Here is a 16,870-nt window from a genome sequence, read left to right as displayed (position 1 = left end):
AGGAGCATGCGCCGGGTGAAGAAGCGGTGCACGGCGTTGATCACCTGCGCCAGGGCCCAGAGCAGGCGGACCTGGCCGTGGAGACCGGCGGCGCCGCCGAGCGAGCCGTCGATCCATCCCCCGCCGGAGTCACCGACCTGGGGGAAGGGGGTGCCGACGCCGGGGACGTAGATGCGGAAGTAGTTGTCGTAACGCCCCTCGGGGTCGACCCAGTCGGTCTGGGGCGGGAGCACGCCGGGGACGCTCAGCCCGGGGAAGGCGCTGTAGAGGCGGGCGACGTTGGACTCGCTGTGGTCCTGGCGGTTGAAGCTCCCGGCGTAGTTGTTGCCCGTGCCGTCGAAGAACACGCCGATGAACAGGTTCGTGTCGCAGGGGTTTTTTGGGTCTGTTCTGTGTTCCCTCTGTATGGCGGCACGGTCAACCACGCCGGCCTCATCACCGAAAAAGGTCTCCTTGTCCGCCGGTTCCTGGTACGTTTTCTTGGCGGGTTCCGCAAGTCTCGCGCTCATGGGCGTGCCTCCTGCAACTTTCTGATTCGCCTTTTACTGTGCGAAATCCCTCTCTCCAGGGTATCTACCAGATACTTCTTGTATTTCACGTCCTCCGGGCCGGTGTATCCCTCCAGGTCTTCAGGGACTAACCGCATGTCGATTTTCCAGTACCGGTCGAAGGTTTCCTGATTCCCGGATTTCGCTAAAGCCAGGTTCTTTCGGGTGCGTTCCAGCGTGCCTCGTATTTCCTCGAGTCGCTGGTCAATCAGCTTCCGCCGGTAGGCATCCGAAGGCTGAGGCCAGCCCCGGATCTCGCCGGGCCAGTCCTCGTGGGGCGGGTCGACCTCGCTGACCACCACGGCGTAGCGTCCGCCGGGCAGGGCCTGGAGCCAGAGCGTGGCCCTGTCGGGGTCGCCGTAGCGCGGCACCGCCACCGTACGCTCGAGGTCCAGCGTGCCGTTGTCCCGGCGCTCGACGTAGTTCTGCTGGCGCTCCTCGTAGGAATCCCCGACCAGTGAGGGACGCACGGTCACGACGACCTCCAGCCCCTCGTGCCACTGCCTGGGCAGCGGCACGCAGCAGGTCACGCCGCCGGCGCCGTAAGGGCGGATGCTCATGCCCACGGCGCTGCGTTTGGCATCGCCCGGGCGGTGCACGGAGAAGTAGCGGATGCCCCGCTCGGTGTAGTTCACCGCCGAGACGGACACGCCGATGGTGTCCCCGCCGCCGCAGGCGGTGAGCAGGGCGGCCATGAGCAGGGGCCAGACGATGAGAGGGGGCGAGCGGCGTGCCGTCATGCTGACGGGTCCGTGTCCGGTTTCGTTTCGTCGGCGGTTGCGGCCGGCAGCAGGCCTTGCCGCCCGGCCATCCGGCGGCAGTAGTCCAGCCGCCGTGCGTGGTCCCGAACCGATTCGGGGGCCTGGGCGAGGACGGTACTCAGCCACTCGTGGCGTTGGGAGGGAGAGTCGAAGACGCCGAATAGCGCCGGCGCACTGTCACGCAGGATCTCGATCAGGGCGTCGACCTCGTTGATCCGTAGCAGGGCCTCCGTCTGTTGGTCGTCGAACGTCACCCGCTCTGCCGGGGCGGCGGGCTCGTGCGCCGGCGGCAGCGGCTGCCACCGGGCATCGCGACCGAGGCAGTGCCAGGTCCCCGGCCCCATGAAGGCGCCGTGCTGCTCGCCGGAGAACAGGGCGAGGAGGGCGGGCAGGAGACGGGTGTCCGCCAGCCGCAGCCCGTAAGCGGTGTCCTGGACGGTGACGATGCTGAAGCGCGCCAGACGCTGTGCGGTCCCGGTGACGGACTCCGGGGTGGCGATGAGGGTGAGCATCGGCAGCCCGCGGGCCAGCTCGAACAGTGCCTCCCAGTGTTCGGGGGCGAGCGGTTCGATCACCATGGGGGAGATCGCCAGCGCCGCCCCGTCCGGGCCGGGCATGTCCGCGTACACGGCGTGCCAGCGCTTGGGGGGCAGGTGCCGGCGCAGCCAGGGCAGCACGTGCTCGTGGCGGAAGGCGGCGTCGACGAGGAGGTGGACGTGCCCTTCGGGCGCCGACTGCCGGAGGCCCCCGATCAGCTGCCGGGTGTCGTCGAGCCAGCCTTCGGGGTAGTCATCGATGAGTTGCATGACGGGCCTCCGGGACACGGGCGGGAGATGAAACCGTTGTGAGAGGAAGACACCAGGGATTTCCGGGATACACCGGACAGCCACGGTACTCAGGGTGGGACGAGCAGGCGGGAAGAGTGCAGAAAACGCTGTCGTCACGACTGGCAGCCGTGACAAACGAATGCTTCCCGTCATACAACGGCCGGTCCATGACCGACGCAGCGCTGGGGACGACATATCGGATCGGGAAATAGACGAATACCGGATCACCATCGGGACCGGCCATTCCCGTGACCCGGAAGTCATCTCCATGAGGGTGTGCCCGCCGCCGGTGCCGCACCGGCGTCAGGCCGTGATAATCGCGTGGGGTCTCAGTGCAGAGGTTGTCAGCCATGTGCCTCCTTCCCTGGTCAGCGGCCGAAAACGTCCATTGGCGCGTTAGCGCTCCCCGCCTTCCTGGCGGGTTAGTGACCGGGGGACGCCCGGTCCTGGAGTCAGAAGCCTACCGCAGTACCGCCCTGTTGCCGAGGTCCGGAGACATTCCATGTTCCACTAGCGTGACGGTGTACACGAACCATGGTCCGTTCACGGGCCGGGGATAATGCCTACCGACTACTCGACTCCTGGCTGTCTGCCGGGCCGAGCACGCGCTTGAGGAAGGGGATGGTGAGGCGGCGGTGGGCCTGCAGCGAGGCCACGTCCAGCTCTTCGAGCAACCCGAAGAGGTAACGGGTGCGCCGCGGGTAGTGGGCCAGCAGGTAGCGCGCGGTCTCCTCCGGGAGCTCGATGCCGCGGCTGCTGGCCCGGCGCTGGAGGGCGATCAGGCGATCGTCGTCGGAGAGCTCGCGCAGACAGAACACCAGCCCCCACTGGAGCCGGGAGATGAGGTCGGGCAGGGCCAGGCCGATGCGGTCCGGGCGGTGGTCGGCGGCGACGATGAGCTGGCCGCCGGCATCACGCAGGCGATTGAACAGGTAGAACAGCGCCTCCTGCCAGGCCGGGCGGTCGTGGAGCAGGTGCAGATCGTCCAGGGCCACGAGGCCGACATTCTCCAGGCCGTCGAGCAGCCCGGCACTCCACTCCAGCATGTCCTCCAGCGGCAGGTAGACCGCCGTGCGCCCGGCCGAGGTGGCCAGGGTACAGGCCGACTGGAGCAGGTGGGACTTGCCGGTGCCCGGCTGGCCGTACAGGTAGACCGGCTGGCCCGAGCGCAGCGCGGCACGGCGCACGGCCGCAACCGCCTCGGCGTTCGGGCCCGGGACGAACGCGCCGAGCTCGTTGGACTCGTCCCAGCGGAAATCCAGTGCAAGCTGCCGCCAGCCGCGGCCCTCGCCCGTCCCCGTCATCCGCCGCTCCCGCGAGCGTTCCAGCGATAGGTCAGACCCGCCTCGGCACCACCGCCGTCCGGCGATGCCGGTGCCCACAGGCTGCTGCGATCCAGCGCCGCGCGCAGGCGGTCCTCGCCGACCTCGGCCTCCACGCGGAAGACCGCGCGGTCGCCCTCGATGCCGCTGAGCTGCACGGCCACCACCCCCGCACTGTCGCCGAGGGCCCGCTCGGCCGCGGCCAGAGCGGCAAGGCCGTTCACGCCGGTGACGTTCACGCGAATCGCCGAGGACTCGCCGCTGGCGACGGTGTAATCGGGGCGCAGCTGTGCCACCGCGCGGGCCCAGACGGCGTCGGCCACCGCCGCGACATCGTCTCCGCTGGTACGCCCGCTGGCAAGGGTGGAACCGTCACGGACCAGCATCCATGCGCCGTTCCAGCCGCCGCTTCGCGCCTGCAGCGCCACCGCCAGGGCGAGGGAGGTGCCGTAACGCCGGGTCGCCTCGCCCACGCGGCCGCTGAAGCCGCCGGCGATGTCCTGATAGGTCACCGCCTGGCGGTCGGTGAGATCGAGCAGCGGCAGCAGCACCGGGACCCCGTAGTCCCTCGCGGCATCGCGCAGGGCCGTTGCCCGCGGGTCGTCCGCGCCGGCGAGGCTGCGACCGCCGTCCTGGACGCCCGCCCAGATGACCACCGCGGGGCGTTCGCGCAGCCACACACGCACCCCCTGCCGTCGCAGCGACTCCCGCAGCGCCGGCACGTCGAAGGTGAGGGTGAGCGCCTGCCCGCCCGCCTCGCTGCGCAGCGCGCTGGCGGTGATGTAATCGTCCACGCGGCCGGCGATCGCCGCCGGCGCCCGGGCCGCATCACCGGTGAGGCGCTGCACTATCCGGCCCAGGGCCTGCTCCCGCGCCGCCTGGCGGCCCCCGTCCCCGGCCTGCGCCGCCAGCGGCACCGTCACCGTGGCGTCGATCGTCGCGGCCCGCGCGACGCCGGCGGCCAGCGCCGCCCCGACGAGGATCATGCCCAGCAACGGGGCCAACGCCCATGTCCGCCTCATGCCCACTCCATCCGTGATGCACCGTGATCCACCGCCACACCGTCCGGACCGGCACGGCGGAAATACTGTCGCGAGGTAAGTTATCATGGCCGCCGCGGAGCGACGACCGGCGGCCCTGCACCGCCGGCGTCGCGCTATGATGCAACGCCCGCGAGCGCAGGCAGGCGACGGGAGACGAGCGTGACGGACAACCCCCAGGGCAGGCAGGGACTTACTTATCGCGACGCCGGCGTGGACATCGACGCCGGCGCGGAGCTGGTGCGGCGCATCAGCGGGGCGGTCGCGGCAACGCAGCGCCCGGAGGTGCTCGGCGGGCTCGGCGGCTTCGGCGGGCTGTTCGAGCTGCCGGTGGAGCGCTACCGCCGGCCGGTGCTGGTCTCCGGCACGGACGGCGTCGGCACCAAGCTCAAGCTCGCCATCGAGACCGGCCGCCACGACGGCATCGGGATCGACCTCGTCGCGATGTGCGTGAACGACGTGGTGGTCGCCGGGGCCGAGCCGCTGTATTTCCTCGACTACTACGCCACCGGTGCCCTGGACGTGGACGTCGCCGAGCAGGTGGTGCGCGGTATCGCCGAGGGCTGCCGCCAGGCGGGTGCGGCCCTGATCGGCGGCGAGACCGCGGAGATGCCGGGCATGTATGCCGCCGGCCACTACGACCTCGCCGGCTTCTGCGTGGGCATTGTCGAGCGCGAGGGCATCATCGACGGCCACCGTGCCGGCGAGGGGGATGCCCTCATCGGCGTGGCCTCCAGCGGCGTGCACTCCAACGGCTACTCGCTGGTCCGCCGGGTGATCGAGCATGCCGGCGCCCGCCTGGACATGCCGTTCGCCGACGGGCTCAGCCTCGGCGAGGCGCTGCTCGCCCCCACCCGCATCTACGTGCGCCCCACCCTGGCGCTGATCGACGCGGTGCCGGTGCACGCCATCTGTCACGTCACCGGCGGCGGCCTGCCGGAGAATCTGCCCCGGGTACTGCCGCAGGGCACCGCCGCCCGCGTGGACACCGCCAGCTGGCACTGGCCGGCGGTATTCGATTGGCTCCAGGGCAACGGCAGCATCGACGAGGCCGAGATGTACCGCACGTTCAACTGCGGCATCGGCATGGTCTACGCCGTGCCGGAGGCGTCTGTGGACGACGCCCTCGCCTGCCTGCAGGCCCACGGCGAACGCGCGTGGCGTATCGGCGGCGTCGTCGCGGACAAGAGCGACGGCCCGCGGGTCCGCCTGGAGGCGGGGACATGAGCAGGCCACTCGACGTCGTCGTCCTCATCTCGGGCAGCGGCACCAATCTTCAGTGCCTCATCGACGGCCAGCAGCGCGGCGAGCTGCCCATCCGCATCCGCGCGGTGATCAGCAACCGCGCCGACGCCGGCGGGCTCGAGCGGGCACGGGCCGCCGGCATCCCCACGGAGGTGCTGCCGCACCGGGACTACCCGGACCGCGAGCACTACGACGCCGACCTGGTCCGCGTCGTCGACCGCCACGAGCCGGGCCTGGTGGTGCTCGCCGGCTTCATGCGTATCCTCACCCCCGGCTTCGTGCGCCACTACCAGGGCCGGCTGATCAACATCCACCCGTCCCTGCTGCCGGCCTACCGCGGGCTGCACACCCACGAACGGGCCATCGCCGATGGCGCGGCGGCCCACGGCTGCAGCGTGCACTTCGTGATCCCGGAGCTCGATGCCGGGCCGGTCATCGTCCAGGCGCGGGTGCCCGTACACGCGGACGACACCCCGGAGACACTCAAGGCCCGGGTCCAGGAGCAGGAGCACCGCATCTACCCGCTGGCGGTACGCTTGATCGCCGAGGGGCGGGTGCGGCTCGACGACGACGGCGTCCACGTCGACGGCGAGCCCGCCGCCAAGCCGCCGGCCATCGACGCGGCGACCGACGTGGCCGCGCTGTGAACGCCCTGCGCGCCTGCCTGCGGTGGCGGGGACTGGCGACGGCGCTGCTGCTGGCCGTGCTGGCACCCTCAGCCGCCGCCTCCTACGAACCGCCACCGCCGTTCCACGCGGAGTACGAACTCAACAAGGGCATCCTGACCCTCGGGAGCGCGAGCCTGAGCTTCTCCCGCCCGCAGCCCGGCCACTACCGCTACCGGCTGTTCATGCGTCCGAGCGGCATAGCCGGATGGTTCACCGACGTCACGGTGCGCGAGGTCAGCGAGGGACGGATCGTCGACGACGGCTTCCGCCCGCTACGCTACGTCTACGACCGCAGCGGCGACGACCGGGCGCGCCGTGCCGAACTGCGCTTTAACTGGACGACGGGCACAGTGGTCAACGACGTCGGCGACACACCGTGGCGCATGGAGGTGCCGGACGACGCCCTGGACCGCGTGGTCAGCCCCCTGCAACTCATGCACGACCTCGCCGCCAGGGGCGCGGACACCGGCCGGCTGACCTACCGCATCGCTGATGGCGGCCGGCTCAAGACCTACACCGTCTCCATCGAGGGCACGGAAACCGTGGACACCCCGGCCGGGCGTTTCGAGACGGTGAAGGTCGTCCGCCGGGACGACGAGGGCGAGCGCGAGACGCGGCTGTGGTGCGCCCCGGCGCTGGCCTACCTGGCAGTGAAGGTGGAGCAGTGGGAAGCGGACGACGGCACCTTCGAGCTCGTGCTCACCGGTGTCGAGGGCCTGCCCGCCGACTGAGGCGGCGTCACGGCCGCGGCAGCGTGACCCCGCGCTGGCCCATGTACTTGCCCTCGCGGTCCTTGTAGGAGAACTCGCAGACCTCGTCCGACTCCAGGAACAGCATCTGCGCCACGCCCTCGTTGGCGTAGATCTTCGCGGGCAGGTTGGTGGTGTTGGAGAACTCCAGGGTCACGTGCCCCTCCCACTCCGGCTCCAGGGGCGTGACGTTGACGATGATCCCGCAGCGCGCGTAGGTGGACTTGCCCAGGCAGATCGTGAGCACGTTGCGCGGGATGCGGAAGTACTCGATGGTGCGCGCCAGGGCGAAGGAGTTCGGCGGGATGATGCACACTTCCGCGCACATGTCGACGAAGCTCGCCTCGTCGAAAGCCTTCGGGTCCACCATCGCCGAGTTGATATTGGTGAACACCTTGAACTCGTTGGCGCAGCGCACGTCGTAGCCATAGCTCGACGTGCCGTAGGAGATCATGCGCCCGCCGTCCGCACCGACGCGCACCTGACCGGGCTCGAAAGGCTCGATCATCCCGGACTCCTCGGCCATGCGCCGGATCCACTTGTCGGACTTGATCGACATGGGCGCAACGCTCCCGTCAGCAGCCACCAAAATAGCCGGCTATTCTCGCCCGGCGCTCAGTCATCGTCCACCCGGATGTCCGGGAAGCGGCTCGCCCCGGCGGCGGCCTGGCGCGACAGGCGCGCCGCGGTCGCCAGCGCGGCCTCGCGATAGAGCGCCGCCTCGCGGCCGTTCGGGTCGGCGGCCACCGTCGGCCGCCCGGCATCGGTCTGCTCGCGGATGCCGATGGACAGCGGCAGCGAGCCCAGCAGCGGAACGCCCTCGGAGGATGCCAGCTGCTCGCCGCCGCCGGCGCCGAAGATGTGCTCCTCGTGGCCGCAGTGCGAGCACACGTGCAGCGCCATGTTCTCCACCACGCCGAGCACCGGCACCTTCACCTTCTGGAACATGCGGATGCCGCGGCGCGCATCGAGGGTGGCGATCTCCTGGGGCGTGGTCACGATCACCGCACCGGCCACCGGCACGCGCTGGGCGAGGGTGAGCTGGATGTCGCCGGTCCCCGGCGGCAGGTCGATGAGCAGGTAATCCAGATCGCCCCAGCGGGTGTCGTTGAGCAGCTGGGTGAGGGCCTGGGTGACCATCGGCCCGCGCCAGACCATGGCGTCCTCCTGCTTGACCAGCACGCCGATGGACATGACCGCGACGCCGTGGGCCATGAGCGGGAGGATCGACTTGTTGTCCGGGCTCTCGGGGCGGCGGCCGTCGAGCCCCATCATCCGCGGCTGGCTCGGGCCGTAGATGTCGGCATCGAGCAGCCCGACCTTGGCGCCCTCCTCCGCCAGCGCCAGGGCCAGGTTCGCCGCCGTGGTGGACTTGCCCACGCCGCCCTTGGCGGAGGCGACGGCGATGATGTTCTTCACCCCCTCCATGGGCTCGAGCGAGGCCTGCACCTGGCGCGGGGACACGGACCAGTCCACGGTCACGGTGACCCGCGACGCCCCCGCCTGCTCCAGCACCCGGGTGACGGAGGCGGTCAGCGCCTCGCGGTAGTGCGCGGCGGGGAAACCCAGCCGCAGGGTGACGTTCACCGCGTCTCCGTCCACCTCCAGGCCGGCCAGCGCGCCGGCGCTCACCAGGTCCGTGCCGAGGTTGGGCTCCGTCCACCCGCCGAGCGCCGCCTCCAGCGCCTCGCGTGTCAGTTCCGCCATGATCCCGCTCCATTGTCGATTCCGCTGATGGCGGGGATTCTACATCCGCCGCCCCGGGCAGGGCGAAAGCCCCGCGCGAGCCCATCCGGGTCCGGCAGGCTGCTAGACTCCGGCAAAACAGGGATGTCGCCATGCCTGAGCCCTTCGAGCTGCGCACCGCCGAGACACCGGACCTCGCTGCACTGGAGCGTATCGAGACCGCCGCGTTCACCGGCGACCGCCTCAGCCGCCGCAGCCTCCGCCACCTGCTCACCCGCGCGCACGCGGATGTCCTGGTGGCGGTCACGGGTACCGGGGTGGCCGGCTACGCCGCCGTGCTCTACCGCCGCGGCACATCGCTCGCCCGGCTGTACTCCATTGCAGTGGCCCCCGGCCACCACGGCCAGGGCCTCGGCCGGCGGCTGGTGGCCGGCGCGGAGGCGGCCGCGCTGGACGCCGGCTGCGCCGCCCTGCGCCTGGAGATCCGGCCCGACAACACCGCCTCGCGGACACTGTTCGAGCATCTCGGCTACCGCCGCTTCGGTGTGCTGCCGGACTATTACGAGGACCACGCCCCGGCCCTGCGCTACGAGCGCCGGCTCACCGACAGCACGGCCCGACCGCCGCGGTCCGTGCCCTATTATGCCCAGACCCTGGAGTTCACCTGCGGGCCGGCCGCGCTGATCATGGCCATGCACGCGCTCCGCCCGACCCTCGTCCCCGGGCGGCGCCTGGAGCTGCGGCTCTGGCGCGAGGCGACCACCATCTTCATGACCTCCGGCCACGGCGGCTGCGGCCCCTACGGCCTGGCCCTGGCCGCCCACCGGCGCGGGTTCGCGGCGGCGGTGCACGTCAGCACCACCGGGCCGCTGTTCGTCGAGTCCGTGCGCACCCCGGCCAAGCGCGAGGTGCTGCGCCTGGTGCACGAGGACTTCGTGGCCGAGGCCGCCGACGCCGGCATCCCCGTGCACCCCGGCGGCCTGGACCTCGCGGGCCTGGACACGGCGCTCACCGGCGGCGCGCTGGCGCTGGTGCTGATCAGCCTCTACCGCTTCTACGGCGAGCGGGCGCCGCACTGGGTCGTGGTCACCGGCACGGACGCCCGCTATGTCTACCTCAACGACCCGTGGATCGACGTCGCGGACGGCCGCACCGCCACGGACTGCATCAACCTGCCGGTACTGCGCGGCGACTTCGAGCGCATGGCACGCTATGGCCGGGGCGGCCAACGTGCGGCGGTGGTGATCGCTGCCGGGGCCCTGCGGGAGGCGGCACCGTGACCCGCACCCTCATCGTCGTCGAGCACCGCCGCGACTGGGCGCCCTACGCCGCCACCAGCGAGGTGATCACCGCCGACGACTACCTCTTCGACCCGGCCTGCCGGGGCGCCGGCCCCGGCACGCGGGTGATCAATCTCTGCCGCGGCTACCGCTACCTCTCCACCGGCTACTACTGCTCGCTGCTCGCCGAGGCCCGCGGCCACCGCGTGATCCCCAGCGTGCGCACCATCAGCGATCTCTCCCGTCGCGCGATCTACAGCCTCGACACCGCGGTGCTGGACGAGCGCCTGCGCGGACCGCTGACGGCGGAGAGCGGCGACGGGGACGGCCCGATAAAGGTGGACGTATTCTTCGGCACCGCCTCCGACCCGCGCTTCCGCGAGCTCGCCCGCCAGGTCTTCGAGACCTTCGCCGCGCCGCTGCTGCACCTGGAGCTGCATCGCCAGGACGGGCGCTGGCGTATCGCACGGCTGCGCACCCTGTCCCTGAACCGCCTGGACGACGCCCAGGAAACGGCCTTCGCGGCAGCGCTGGAGCGCTTCAGCCATCACGTCTGGCGGCGGCCGCGGCACCGGCGCACGCCGCGCTATGACCTGGCCATCCTCCACGACCCGGACGAGCGCCTGCCCCCGTCGAACGCCCGCGCCCTGCGCCACTTCCAGCGCGTGGGCCGGGGTCTCGGCGTGACCGTGGACCTCATCACCCGCCGGGACTACGGCCGGCTGGCGGAATACGACGCGCTGTTCATCCGCGAGACCACCGCGGTATCGGATCACACGTACCGCTTCGCCAAGCGCGCCGAGGCGGAGGGCATGCCCGTGATCGACGACGCGGCCTCCATCCTGCGCTGCACCAACAAGGTCTATCTCGCGGACCTGCTGGAGACCCACGGCATCCCGCGGCCCGCCGGACGCATCCTCCACCGCGGCCGGCGCGACGACCTGGCCGCCGCCGGCGACGCGCTGGGCTTCCCGCTGGTGCTCAAGATCCCGGACGGCTCGTTCTCCCGCGGCGTGGTCCGGGTCGCCGCGCCGGAGACACTGAGCGACGCGGCGGCGGGGCTGTTCGCACACTCGGATCTGATCATCGCCCAGCAGTTCGTGGTCAGCGACTTCGACTGGCGCATCGGCGTGCTCGACGGCGAGGCGATCTTCGCCTGCCAGTACTTCTTCCCCCGGGGCCACTGGCAGATCGTGCGCCACGGCCCGGGCGGCACCGTGGACGAGGGCGACGCACGGACCTTCCCGGTGGCGGAGGCACCGCAGCAGGTGGTGCACCTGGCGGTGCGCGCCGCCAACCTCATCGGCCGGGGGCTCTACGGCGTGGACGTCAAGCAGGCCGGCCGGCGTGCGCTGGTCATCGAGGTCAACGACAACCCCAACCTGGACGCCGGGGTGGAGGACGCCTGCCTCGGCGACACCCTCTACCGCCGGGTGCTGGAGTCGTTCATCCGCCGACTGGAGGCACGCCACCGCGGCCCGGCCTGACCCGCAGGGGCCGCGGCGTAGTAGACTGCGGGGCCGCGGATGTCGTGCGCGATGGTGCCGTTGCAGAGGGTGCCCCCGCGCGGACGGCCGATACCCGGACACCACCCACCCGCAGCGGACGACGGACCGACATGGACAACGCACTCGCCACCGACACGCCGGCACTCGCCCTGCGCTTCGCCGGCCCCGGGGACTGCCCCACCATCCTCGCGTTCATCCGCGAGCTCGCGGACTACGAGCGCCTCAGCCACGAGGTCGTGGCCGACGAATCCCGGCTCATGGACACGCTGTTCGGCGATCACCCGTACGCCGAGGTCATCATCGCCGAGCTCGATGGCGAGGCCGTCGGCTTCGCACTGTTCTTCCACAACTACAGCACCTTCCTCGCCGCCCCGGGGATCTACCTGGAGGACCTCTACGTACGCCCCGTGGCCCGCGGCCACGGCATCGGCCAGGCCCTGCTCACCGCCCTCGCCCGGCTGGCGGTGGCGCGCGGCTGCGGCCGGCTGGAGTGGTCGGTGCTGGACTGGAACGCCCCGGCCATCGGCTTCTACGAGCGCCTCGGCGCCCGCGCCCAGGATGAGTGGGTCGGCTACCGCCTCACCGGCGACGCCCTGCGCGGGCTCGCCGCCGTGGAGGCGCCGTGACCGGGACACGCGACAACGTCGTGCTCATCGGCATGCCCGGCGCCGGCAAGAGCACCGTGGGCGTGCTCCTGGCCAAGCGCCTGGGCAAGGCCTTCGTCGATACCGACGTGCTCATCCAGCAGCGCGAGGGCCGCTCCCTGCAGGCGATCGTGGACGCCGGCGGCGCCGCCGATCTGCGCCGCATCGAGGGCGATACCCTCGCCGGGCTCGAGGTGCATGATCACGTCATCGCCACCGGGGGCAGCGCGGTCTACAGCGACAGCGCCATGACACACCTGCGCCGCAGCGGGGTCATCGTCTACCTGTCCGTACCCTGGCCGGAGATCGAGCGGCGCATCCACAATCTGGACAGCCGGGGCATCGCCCGCGATCCGGCCCAGAGCCTGCGCGCGGTCTACGACGAGCGGGTGCCGCTCTACCGCGCCGCCGCCGACCTCTGCGTGGACTGCACGGGCCTCGGTCAGCACGAGTGCATGGAACAGGTGGCATCAGGGCTCGCCGCGCGCGGCGCGCCCGACTAACACCCCCGGCGGGCTTGCCCTGCCGCGACGTCATCCGGCTATGCTCTGCACTCCCCGGCAGTGACGGCAGCGAGGTGACCGGCACGTGGACGAGCAGACATACAACCGCGAGGAGACGGCGCGGATCTTCGATGAGGCGCCGTTCGCCCGCACCCTGGGTCTGGAAGCCGTGGACATCGCCGCCGGCCGCTGCGAGAGCCGCATCCGCCTCGGCGAACGCCACCTGCAGCAGGACGGATTCGTCCACGCCGGTGTCCAGGCCGCCATGGCGGACCACACGGCCGGGGCCGCCGCCGGCACGCTGCTCGCGCCCGGTTTCCGGGTGCTCACCGCCGAGTTCAAGATCAACCTGCTGCGCGCCGCGCGGGGCGAGACCCTGCGCTGCGTGGCCACGGTGCTCAAGCCGGGACGCACGCTGATCGTGGCCGAATCGGAGGTCCACTGCGCGGCCCCGGCGGGCGACGAACGACTCGTGGCCAAGGCCACGGTGACACTCTCGGTAATGGCCGTACCCACCGGAACGGAGGAGACGCGATGACGATCGAGGTGTTCGGCTACCCGAACAGCCGCAGCACCCGCGTGGTCTGGGCCCTGGAGGAGGCCGGCGCGGCGTACGACTACACCCTGGTCGACCTGGGCCGTGGCGAGCACCGCGGCGAGCGCTTCCGTGCGCTCAACCCCGCGGGCAAGCTCCCGGCCCTCCGTACCGGCGACGCGCTGCTGACCGAGTCGCCGGCGATCTGCCTGTGGGTGGCGGAAACCTACCCCGACGCCGGGCTCGCCCCCACGGACCCGCAGGGGCGCACCGAGCTGATGCGCTGGCTGTTCTTCATCGCCACGGAGCTGGAGCAGCCGCTGTGGACCATGGCCAAGCATCGCTTCGCCCTGCCGGAGAAACTGCGGGTGCCGGACGTCATCCCCACGGCACGCCGGGAATTCACGATGGCAGCGGACCTGCTCGCCGACGCCCTGGACGGCCGCGACCACCTGGTGGGCGGACGGTTCAGCATCGCCGACATCCTCGCCGCGCACACCCTGGCCTGGGCCCGGGCGGCGAAGGCACCGATGGAACAGCCCGCCCTCGCGGCCTATGCCGAGCACCAGCTCGGCCGGCCGGCGTTGGCGCGGGCCCGGGCACGGGAGCAGTCGGCCCTGGAGAGCCGGCAGCAGGAGGGCTAGGCGACGATGGCCGCGACGCCGGAATACTTCCACCTCGATGTCCTCGGCCATCGCCTGCGCGCGGCAGCCTGGCGCCGTGACGGACGCTGGCAGCCCGGGCGTCCGGTGCTGGTCTTCCTCCACGAGGGGCTCGGCTGCATCGAGTTCTGGCGGGACTTCCCGGCACGCCTGGGACAGACGCTGGGGCTGGACGCCTTCGCCTGGGACCGCCTCGGCTACGGCGGCTCCGATCCCCTCGACTACACCCGCACGCCGGCCTACCTGCACCACGAGGCCCACGACTGGATGCCGGCGGCACTGGACGCCGCCGGCCTGTCGGACGTCATCCTGGTCAGCCACAGCGACGGAGGCAGCGTCGCCCTGCTGTACGCGGCCCGGCACCCGGTCCGCGCCTGCGTGACCATGGCGGCCCACGCCTTCGTCGAGCCTCACACCCTCGCCGGCATCGCCGCCGCCGAACGCGCCTTCGCCGAGACCGACCTGCCGGCGAAGCTCGCGCGCTATCACGGGGACAAGACCGAGACGATATTCCGCGCGTGGACGCAGACCTGGCAGGCGCCGGACTTCCGGGACTGGAATATCGAGGCCGACCTTGCGGGCATCCACGCCCCCACACTGGTGATGCAGGGAGCGGACGACGAGTACGGCACCTCCGAGCAGGTCCGTCGCATCGCCGCGGCCTGCAGCGGCCCCGCCGAACAGGCCTTGCTCCCCGGCTGCGGCCATACCCCCTACCGGGAGGCGCCCGAGACCGTGATCGCGGAGATCGAGGCGTTCCTGAACCGCCACGATATCCCCGGTCCGCGCTGACGCCTCCGCCGGCCGTGTGCGACGGGGCTTCGCAACGCCCACCGGGTCACCACCGGGGACGTCGCACGCCTACGGCGCACGACCTACCCGACCGGGCTGACGCCTCCGCCGGTCGCGGGCACGCATGCACGGCCGGGGCGACACCGCACTCGGGAACGGGGCGACGCTGGCCCTGGACCGTCGTCGAACCGGCGCGCTTTGCACACTGAGAATGGCCGGCGCACTCCCGTCCAGTAACATGCCCACCGCGGCATCTGGCATAATGCGGTGTTCCTGTCGAAGTCAGCGAACACGCCCCCTATGACGCGAAAGATCCTCGTCACCAGCGCCCTGCCGTACGCCAACGGGCCGATCCACCTCGGCCACCTGGTGGAGTACATCCAGACCGACATCTGGGTGCGCTTCCAGAAGCTGCAGGGCAACGAGTGCTACTACGTCTGCGCCGACGACGCCCACGGCACCCCGATCATGCTCAAGGCCCGCGAGCAGGGAGTGACGCCGGAGACGCTGATCGAGCGCATGAGCGCGGAGCACCAGCGGGACTTCGCCGGCTTCGGGGTAGCCTTCGACAACTACTATTCGACCCACAGCGAGGAGAACCGCCAGTTCTCCGAGCTGATCTACACCCGGCTGCGCGACGCCGGCCACATCGAGCGCCAGACCATCACCCAGGCCTACGACCCCAAGGAGGGGATGTTCCTGCCGGACCGCTACATCAAGGGCACCTGCCCGCGCTGCGGTGCCGAGGACCAGTATGGCGACAACTGCGAGGTCTGCGGGGCGAGCTACTCGCCGGACGAGCTGCGCGATCCGGTCTCGGTGATCTCCGGCGAGCGCCCGGTGGAGCGCGAGTCCGAGCACTACTTCTTCCGGCTGCAGGACTTCGAGGAAATGCTCCGGGAGTGGGCCTCCGCCGGCCGGCTCCAGGAGGAGATGGCCAACAAGCTCCAGGAGTGGTTCGACGAGGGCCTGCGCGCCTGGGACATCTCCCGGGACGAGCCCTACTTCGGCTTCGAGATCCCGGACGCGCCGGGCAAGTACTTCTACGTCTGGCTCGACGCGCCGATCGGCTACATGGCGAGCTTCCAGAACCTCTGCGAGCGGCGCGGGCTGGACTTCGACAGCTTCTGGAAGGCGGACTCCGAGGCCGAGCTCTACCACTTCATCGGCAAGGACATCCTCTACTTCCACGCCCTGTTCTGGCCGGCGATGCTCCACGGCGCGGGGTTCCGCAAGCCGACCATGGTGACCGCCCACGGCTTCCTCACCGTGGACGGGCAGAAGATGTCCAAGTCCCGGGGCACATTCATCATGGCGGACACCTACCTCCGCCACCTCAACCCGGAGTACCTGCGCTACTACTTCGCGGCAAAGCTCGGCGGCAGCGTCCACGACCTGGACCTCAACCTGGACGACTTCGCCCAGCGCGTGAACGCCGACCTGGTCGGCAAGCTGGTGAACATCGCCAGCCGCTGCGCGGGCTTCATCACCAAGCGCTTCGACGGCCGCCTCGCCGACACCCTCGACGCGCCGGAGCTGTTCCGCAAGTTCACCCAGGCCGGCGAGCAGATCGCCGAGCTCTACGAGCGCCGGGAGTTCTCCCGGGCGGTGCGCGAGATCATGGCCCTCGCCGACGAGGCCAACCAGTACATCGACGAGCAGAAGCCCTGGGTCATCGCCAAGTCCGGCGAGGACGAGGCCCGGCTGCAGGCGATCTGCACCCAGGGGATTAACCTCTTCCGCGTGCTCACCATCTACCTCAAGGCAGTGCTGCCGAAGATGGCCGCGGACGCGGAGGCGTTCCTCGCCCTGGAGCCCCAGCGCTGGGCGGACGCGCGCCAGCCGCTGCTCGGGCACACCATCAACCGGTTCAAGCCGCTGATGACCCGGGTCGATCCCGACCGCATCCAGGCGATGATCGACGAATCCCGCGAGAGCCTCGCGCCCAGGGGGCAGACCAAGCCAGCGCCGGCGCAGGCCCCGGGCGAGCCCATCGCCGAACAGATCGACTTCGACACCTTCTCCGGGGTGGACCTGCGCGTCGCGGAGATCGTCAACGCCGAGCACGTGGACGGCGCCGACAAGCTCCTGCGCCTGACC

The 16,870-nt window shown here is 70.9% G+C and carries 18 protein-coding genes; 11 read left to right on the top strand and 7 right to left on the bottom strand.

The window, feature by feature from the left end; all coding sequences use genetic code 11:
• From G7A99_RS10700 to G7A99_RS10680, 5 genes are all read right to left on the bottom strand, one after another.
• Positions 1 to 509, bottom strand: a 509-nt coding sequence (locus G7A99_RS10700; RefSeq protein ID WP_163140087.1) for a DUF2235 domain-containing protein, incomplete at its 3' end; no start/stop codon positions are given.
• Positions 506 to 1,288, bottom strand: coding sequence for a DUF3304 domain-containing protein (locus G7A99_RS10695; protein ID WP_163140085.1), 783 nt, complete (start codon positions 1,286 to 1,288; stop codon positions 506 to 508). The genes G7A99_RS10700 and G7A99_RS10695, both read right to left, overlap by 4 nt.
• Positions 1,285 to 2,115 (bottom strand): DUF4123 domain-containing protein, encoded by an 831-nt coding sequence (locus G7A99_RS10690; protein WP_163140083.1) that lies wholly within the window; start codon positions 2,113 to 2,115, stop codon positions 1,285 to 1,287. Before G7A99_RS10690 ends, G7A99_RS10695 begins: the two co-directional genes overlap by 4 nt.
• A gap of 584 nt (positions 2,116 to 2,699) precedes the next feature.
• Positions 2,700 to 3,440, bottom strand: a complete 741-nt coding sequence (gene hda / locus G7A99_RS10685; RefSeq protein WP_018719311.1) for a DnaA regulatory inactivator Hda — start codon at positions 3,438 to 3,440, stop codon at positions 2,700 to 2,702.
• Entirely contained in the window at positions 3,437 to 4,480 is a 1,044-nt protein-coding gene (locus tag G7A99_RS10680; RefSeq protein ID WP_163140081.1) for a DUF2066 domain-containing protein, read from the bottom strand. Before G7A99_RS10680 ends, hda begins: the two co-directional genes overlap by 4 nt.
• A gap of 180 nt (positions 4,481 to 4,660) precedes the next feature.
• On the opposite strand from G7A99_RS10680, the gene purM reads away from it, so the two are divergent.
• The 3 genes from purM to G7A99_RS10665 are packed head-to-tail and all read left to right on the top strand — an operon-like array spanning position 4,661 to position 7,142.
• On the top strand, positions 4,661 to 5,725 hold the full coding sequence (purM, locus tag G7A99_RS10675) for a phosphoribosylformylglycinamidine cyclo-ligase (RefSeq protein ID WP_163140079.1): 1,065 nt from the start codon (positions 4,661 to 4,663) through the stop codon (positions 5,723 to 5,725).
• Complete coding sequence (purN, locus tag G7A99_RS10670; protein ID WP_018719308.1) at positions 5,722 to 6,390, top strand: phosphoribosylglycinamide formyltransferase; 669 nt, start codon at positions 5,722 to 5,724, stop codon at positions 6,388 to 6,390. The genes purM and purN overlap by 4 nt, the downstream gene beginning before the upstream one ends.
• The gene (locus G7A99_RS10665) at positions 6,387 to 7,142 is read left to right on the top strand and encodes a DUF3108 domain-containing protein (protein WP_018719307.1); all 756 of its coding nucleotides are present in this window, start codon (positions 6,387 to 6,389) and stop codon (positions 7,140 to 7,142) included. Before purN ends, G7A99_RS10665 begins: the two co-directional genes overlap by 4 nt.
• A gap of 7 nt (positions 7,143 to 7,149) precedes the next feature.
• Here G7A99_RS10665 and dcd read toward each other — a convergent pair whose 3' ends face one another.
• Both dcd and apbC read right to left on the bottom strand, forming a co-directional pair.
• A complete protein-coding gene (gene dcd / locus G7A99_RS10660) occupies positions 7,150 to 7,719 on the bottom strand; it encodes a dCTP deaminase (RefSeq protein ID WP_163140077.1) in 570 nt (189 codons plus the stop codon).
• Between the two features lie 56 nt (positions 7,720 to 7,775).
• On the bottom strand, positions 7,776 to 8,867 hold the full coding sequence (gene apbC, locus G7A99_RS10655; RefSeq protein WP_163140075.1) for an iron-sulfur cluster carrier protein ApbC: 1,092 nt from the start codon (positions 8,865 to 8,867) through the stop codon (positions 7,776 to 7,778).
• Between the two features lie 131 nt (positions 8,868 to 8,998).
• Here apbC and G7A99_RS10650 point away from each other — a divergent pair, with 131 nt between their 5' ends.
• The 8 genes from G7A99_RS10650 to metG form a co-directional block, all read left to right on the top strand.
• Positions 8,999 to 10,126, top strand: a complete 1,128-nt coding sequence (locus G7A99_RS10650) for a peptidase C39 family protein (RefSeq protein WP_163140073.1) — start codon at positions 8,999 to 9,001, stop codon at positions 10,124 to 10,126.
• The gene (locus tag G7A99_RS10645) at positions 10,123 to 11,613 is read left to right on the top strand and encodes a RimK family protein (protein WP_163140070.1); all 1,491 of its coding nucleotides are present in this window, start codon (positions 10,123 to 10,125) and stop codon (positions 11,611 to 11,613) included. Before G7A99_RS10650 ends, G7A99_RS10645 begins: the two co-directional genes overlap by 4 nt.
• Positions 11,614 to 11,744: 131 nt before the next feature.
• Positions 11,745 to 12,260 carry a GNAT family N-acetyltransferase gene (locus tag G7A99_RS10640; RefSeq protein ID WP_163140068.1) on the top strand — a complete coding sequence of 172 codons (516 nt, stop codon included), beginning with the start codon at positions 11,745 to 11,747 and terminating at the stop codon, positions 12,258 to 12,260.
• Complete coding sequence (locus G7A99_RS10635) at positions 12,257 to 12,781, top strand: shikimate kinase (protein ID WP_163140066.1); 525 nt, start codon at positions 12,257 to 12,259, stop codon at positions 12,779 to 12,781. The genes G7A99_RS10640 and G7A99_RS10635 overlap by 4 nt, the downstream gene beginning before the upstream one ends.
• 85 nt (positions 12,782 to 12,866) lie before the next feature.
• On the top strand, positions 12,867 to 13,319 hold the full coding sequence (locus G7A99_RS10630) for a PaaI family thioesterase (RefSeq protein ID WP_018719300.1): 453 nt from the start codon (positions 12,867 to 12,869) through the stop codon (positions 13,317 to 13,319).
• Positions 13,316 to 13,960 carry a glutathione S-transferase family protein gene (locus G7A99_RS10625; RefSeq protein ID WP_018719299.1) on the top strand — a complete coding sequence of 215 codons (645 nt, stop codon included), beginning with the start codon at positions 13,316 to 13,318 and terminating at the stop codon, positions 13,958 to 13,960. Before G7A99_RS10630 ends, G7A99_RS10625 begins: the two co-directional genes overlap by 4 nt.
• Positions 13,961 to 13,966: 6 nt before the next feature.
• Entirely contained in the window at positions 13,967 to 14,770 is an 804-nt protein-coding gene (locus tag G7A99_RS10620) for an alpha/beta fold hydrolase (RefSeq protein ID WP_018719298.1), read from the top strand.
• Positions 14,771 to 15,070: 300 nt separating this feature from the next.
• A partial coding sequence (gene metG, locus G7A99_RS10615; protein ID WP_163140064.1) for a methionine--tRNA ligase occupies positions 15,071 to 16,870 on the top strand: 1,800 nt, incomplete at its 3' end.

Source organism: Arhodomonas sp. KWT (genome assembly GCF_010993615.1).
The sequence above is the reverse complement of the archived record's forward strand: the minus strand, read 5'-3'. Positions and strand labels throughout refer to the sequence as shown.

Excerpts from the sequence above, each read along its gene's own strand:
- G7A99_RS10695 (WP_163140085.1), bottom strand. The coding sequence starts at position 1,288 with ATGACGGCACGCCGCTCGCCCCCTCTCATCGTCTGGCCCCTGCTCATG.
- G7A99_RS10690 (WP_163140083.1), bottom strand. The coding sequence starts at position 2,115 with ATGCAACTCATCGATGACTACCCCGAAGGCTGGCTCGACGACACCCGG.
- hda (WP_018719311.1), bottom strand. The coding sequence starts at position 3,440 with ATGACGGGGACGGGCGAGGGCCGCGGCTGGCGGCAGCTTGCACTGGAT.
- G7A99_RS10680 (WP_163140081.1), bottom strand. The coding sequence starts at position 4,480 with ATGAGGCGGACATGGGCGTTGGCCCCGTTGCTGGGCATGATCCTCGTC.
- purN (WP_018719308.1), top strand. The coding sequence starts at position 5,722 with ATGAGCAGGCCACTCGACGTCGTCGTCCTCATCTCGGGCAGCGGCACC.
- dcd (WP_163140077.1), bottom strand. The coding sequence starts at position 7,719 with ATGTCGATCAAGTCCGACAAGTGGATCCGGCGCATGGCCGAGGAGTCC.
- apbC (WP_163140075.1), bottom strand. The coding sequence starts at position 8,867 with ATGGCGGAACTGACACGCGAGGCGCTGGAGGCGGCGCTCGGCGGGTGG.
- G7A99_RS10650 (WP_163140073.1), top strand. The coding sequence starts at position 8,999 with ATGCCTGAGCCCTTCGAGCTGCGCACCGCCGAGACACCGGACCTCGCT.
- G7A99_RS10640 (WP_163140068.1), top strand. The coding sequence starts at position 11,745 with ATGGACAACGCACTCGCCACCGACACGCCGGCACTCGCCCTGCGCTTC.
- G7A99_RS10625 (WP_018719299.1), top strand. The coding sequence starts at position 13,316 with ATGACGATCGAGGTGTTCGGCTACCCGAACAGCCGCAGCACCCGCGTG.
- G7A99_RS10620 (WP_018719298.1), top strand. The coding sequence starts at position 13,967 with ATGGCCGCGACGCCGGAATACTTCCACCTCGATGTCCTCGGCCATCGC.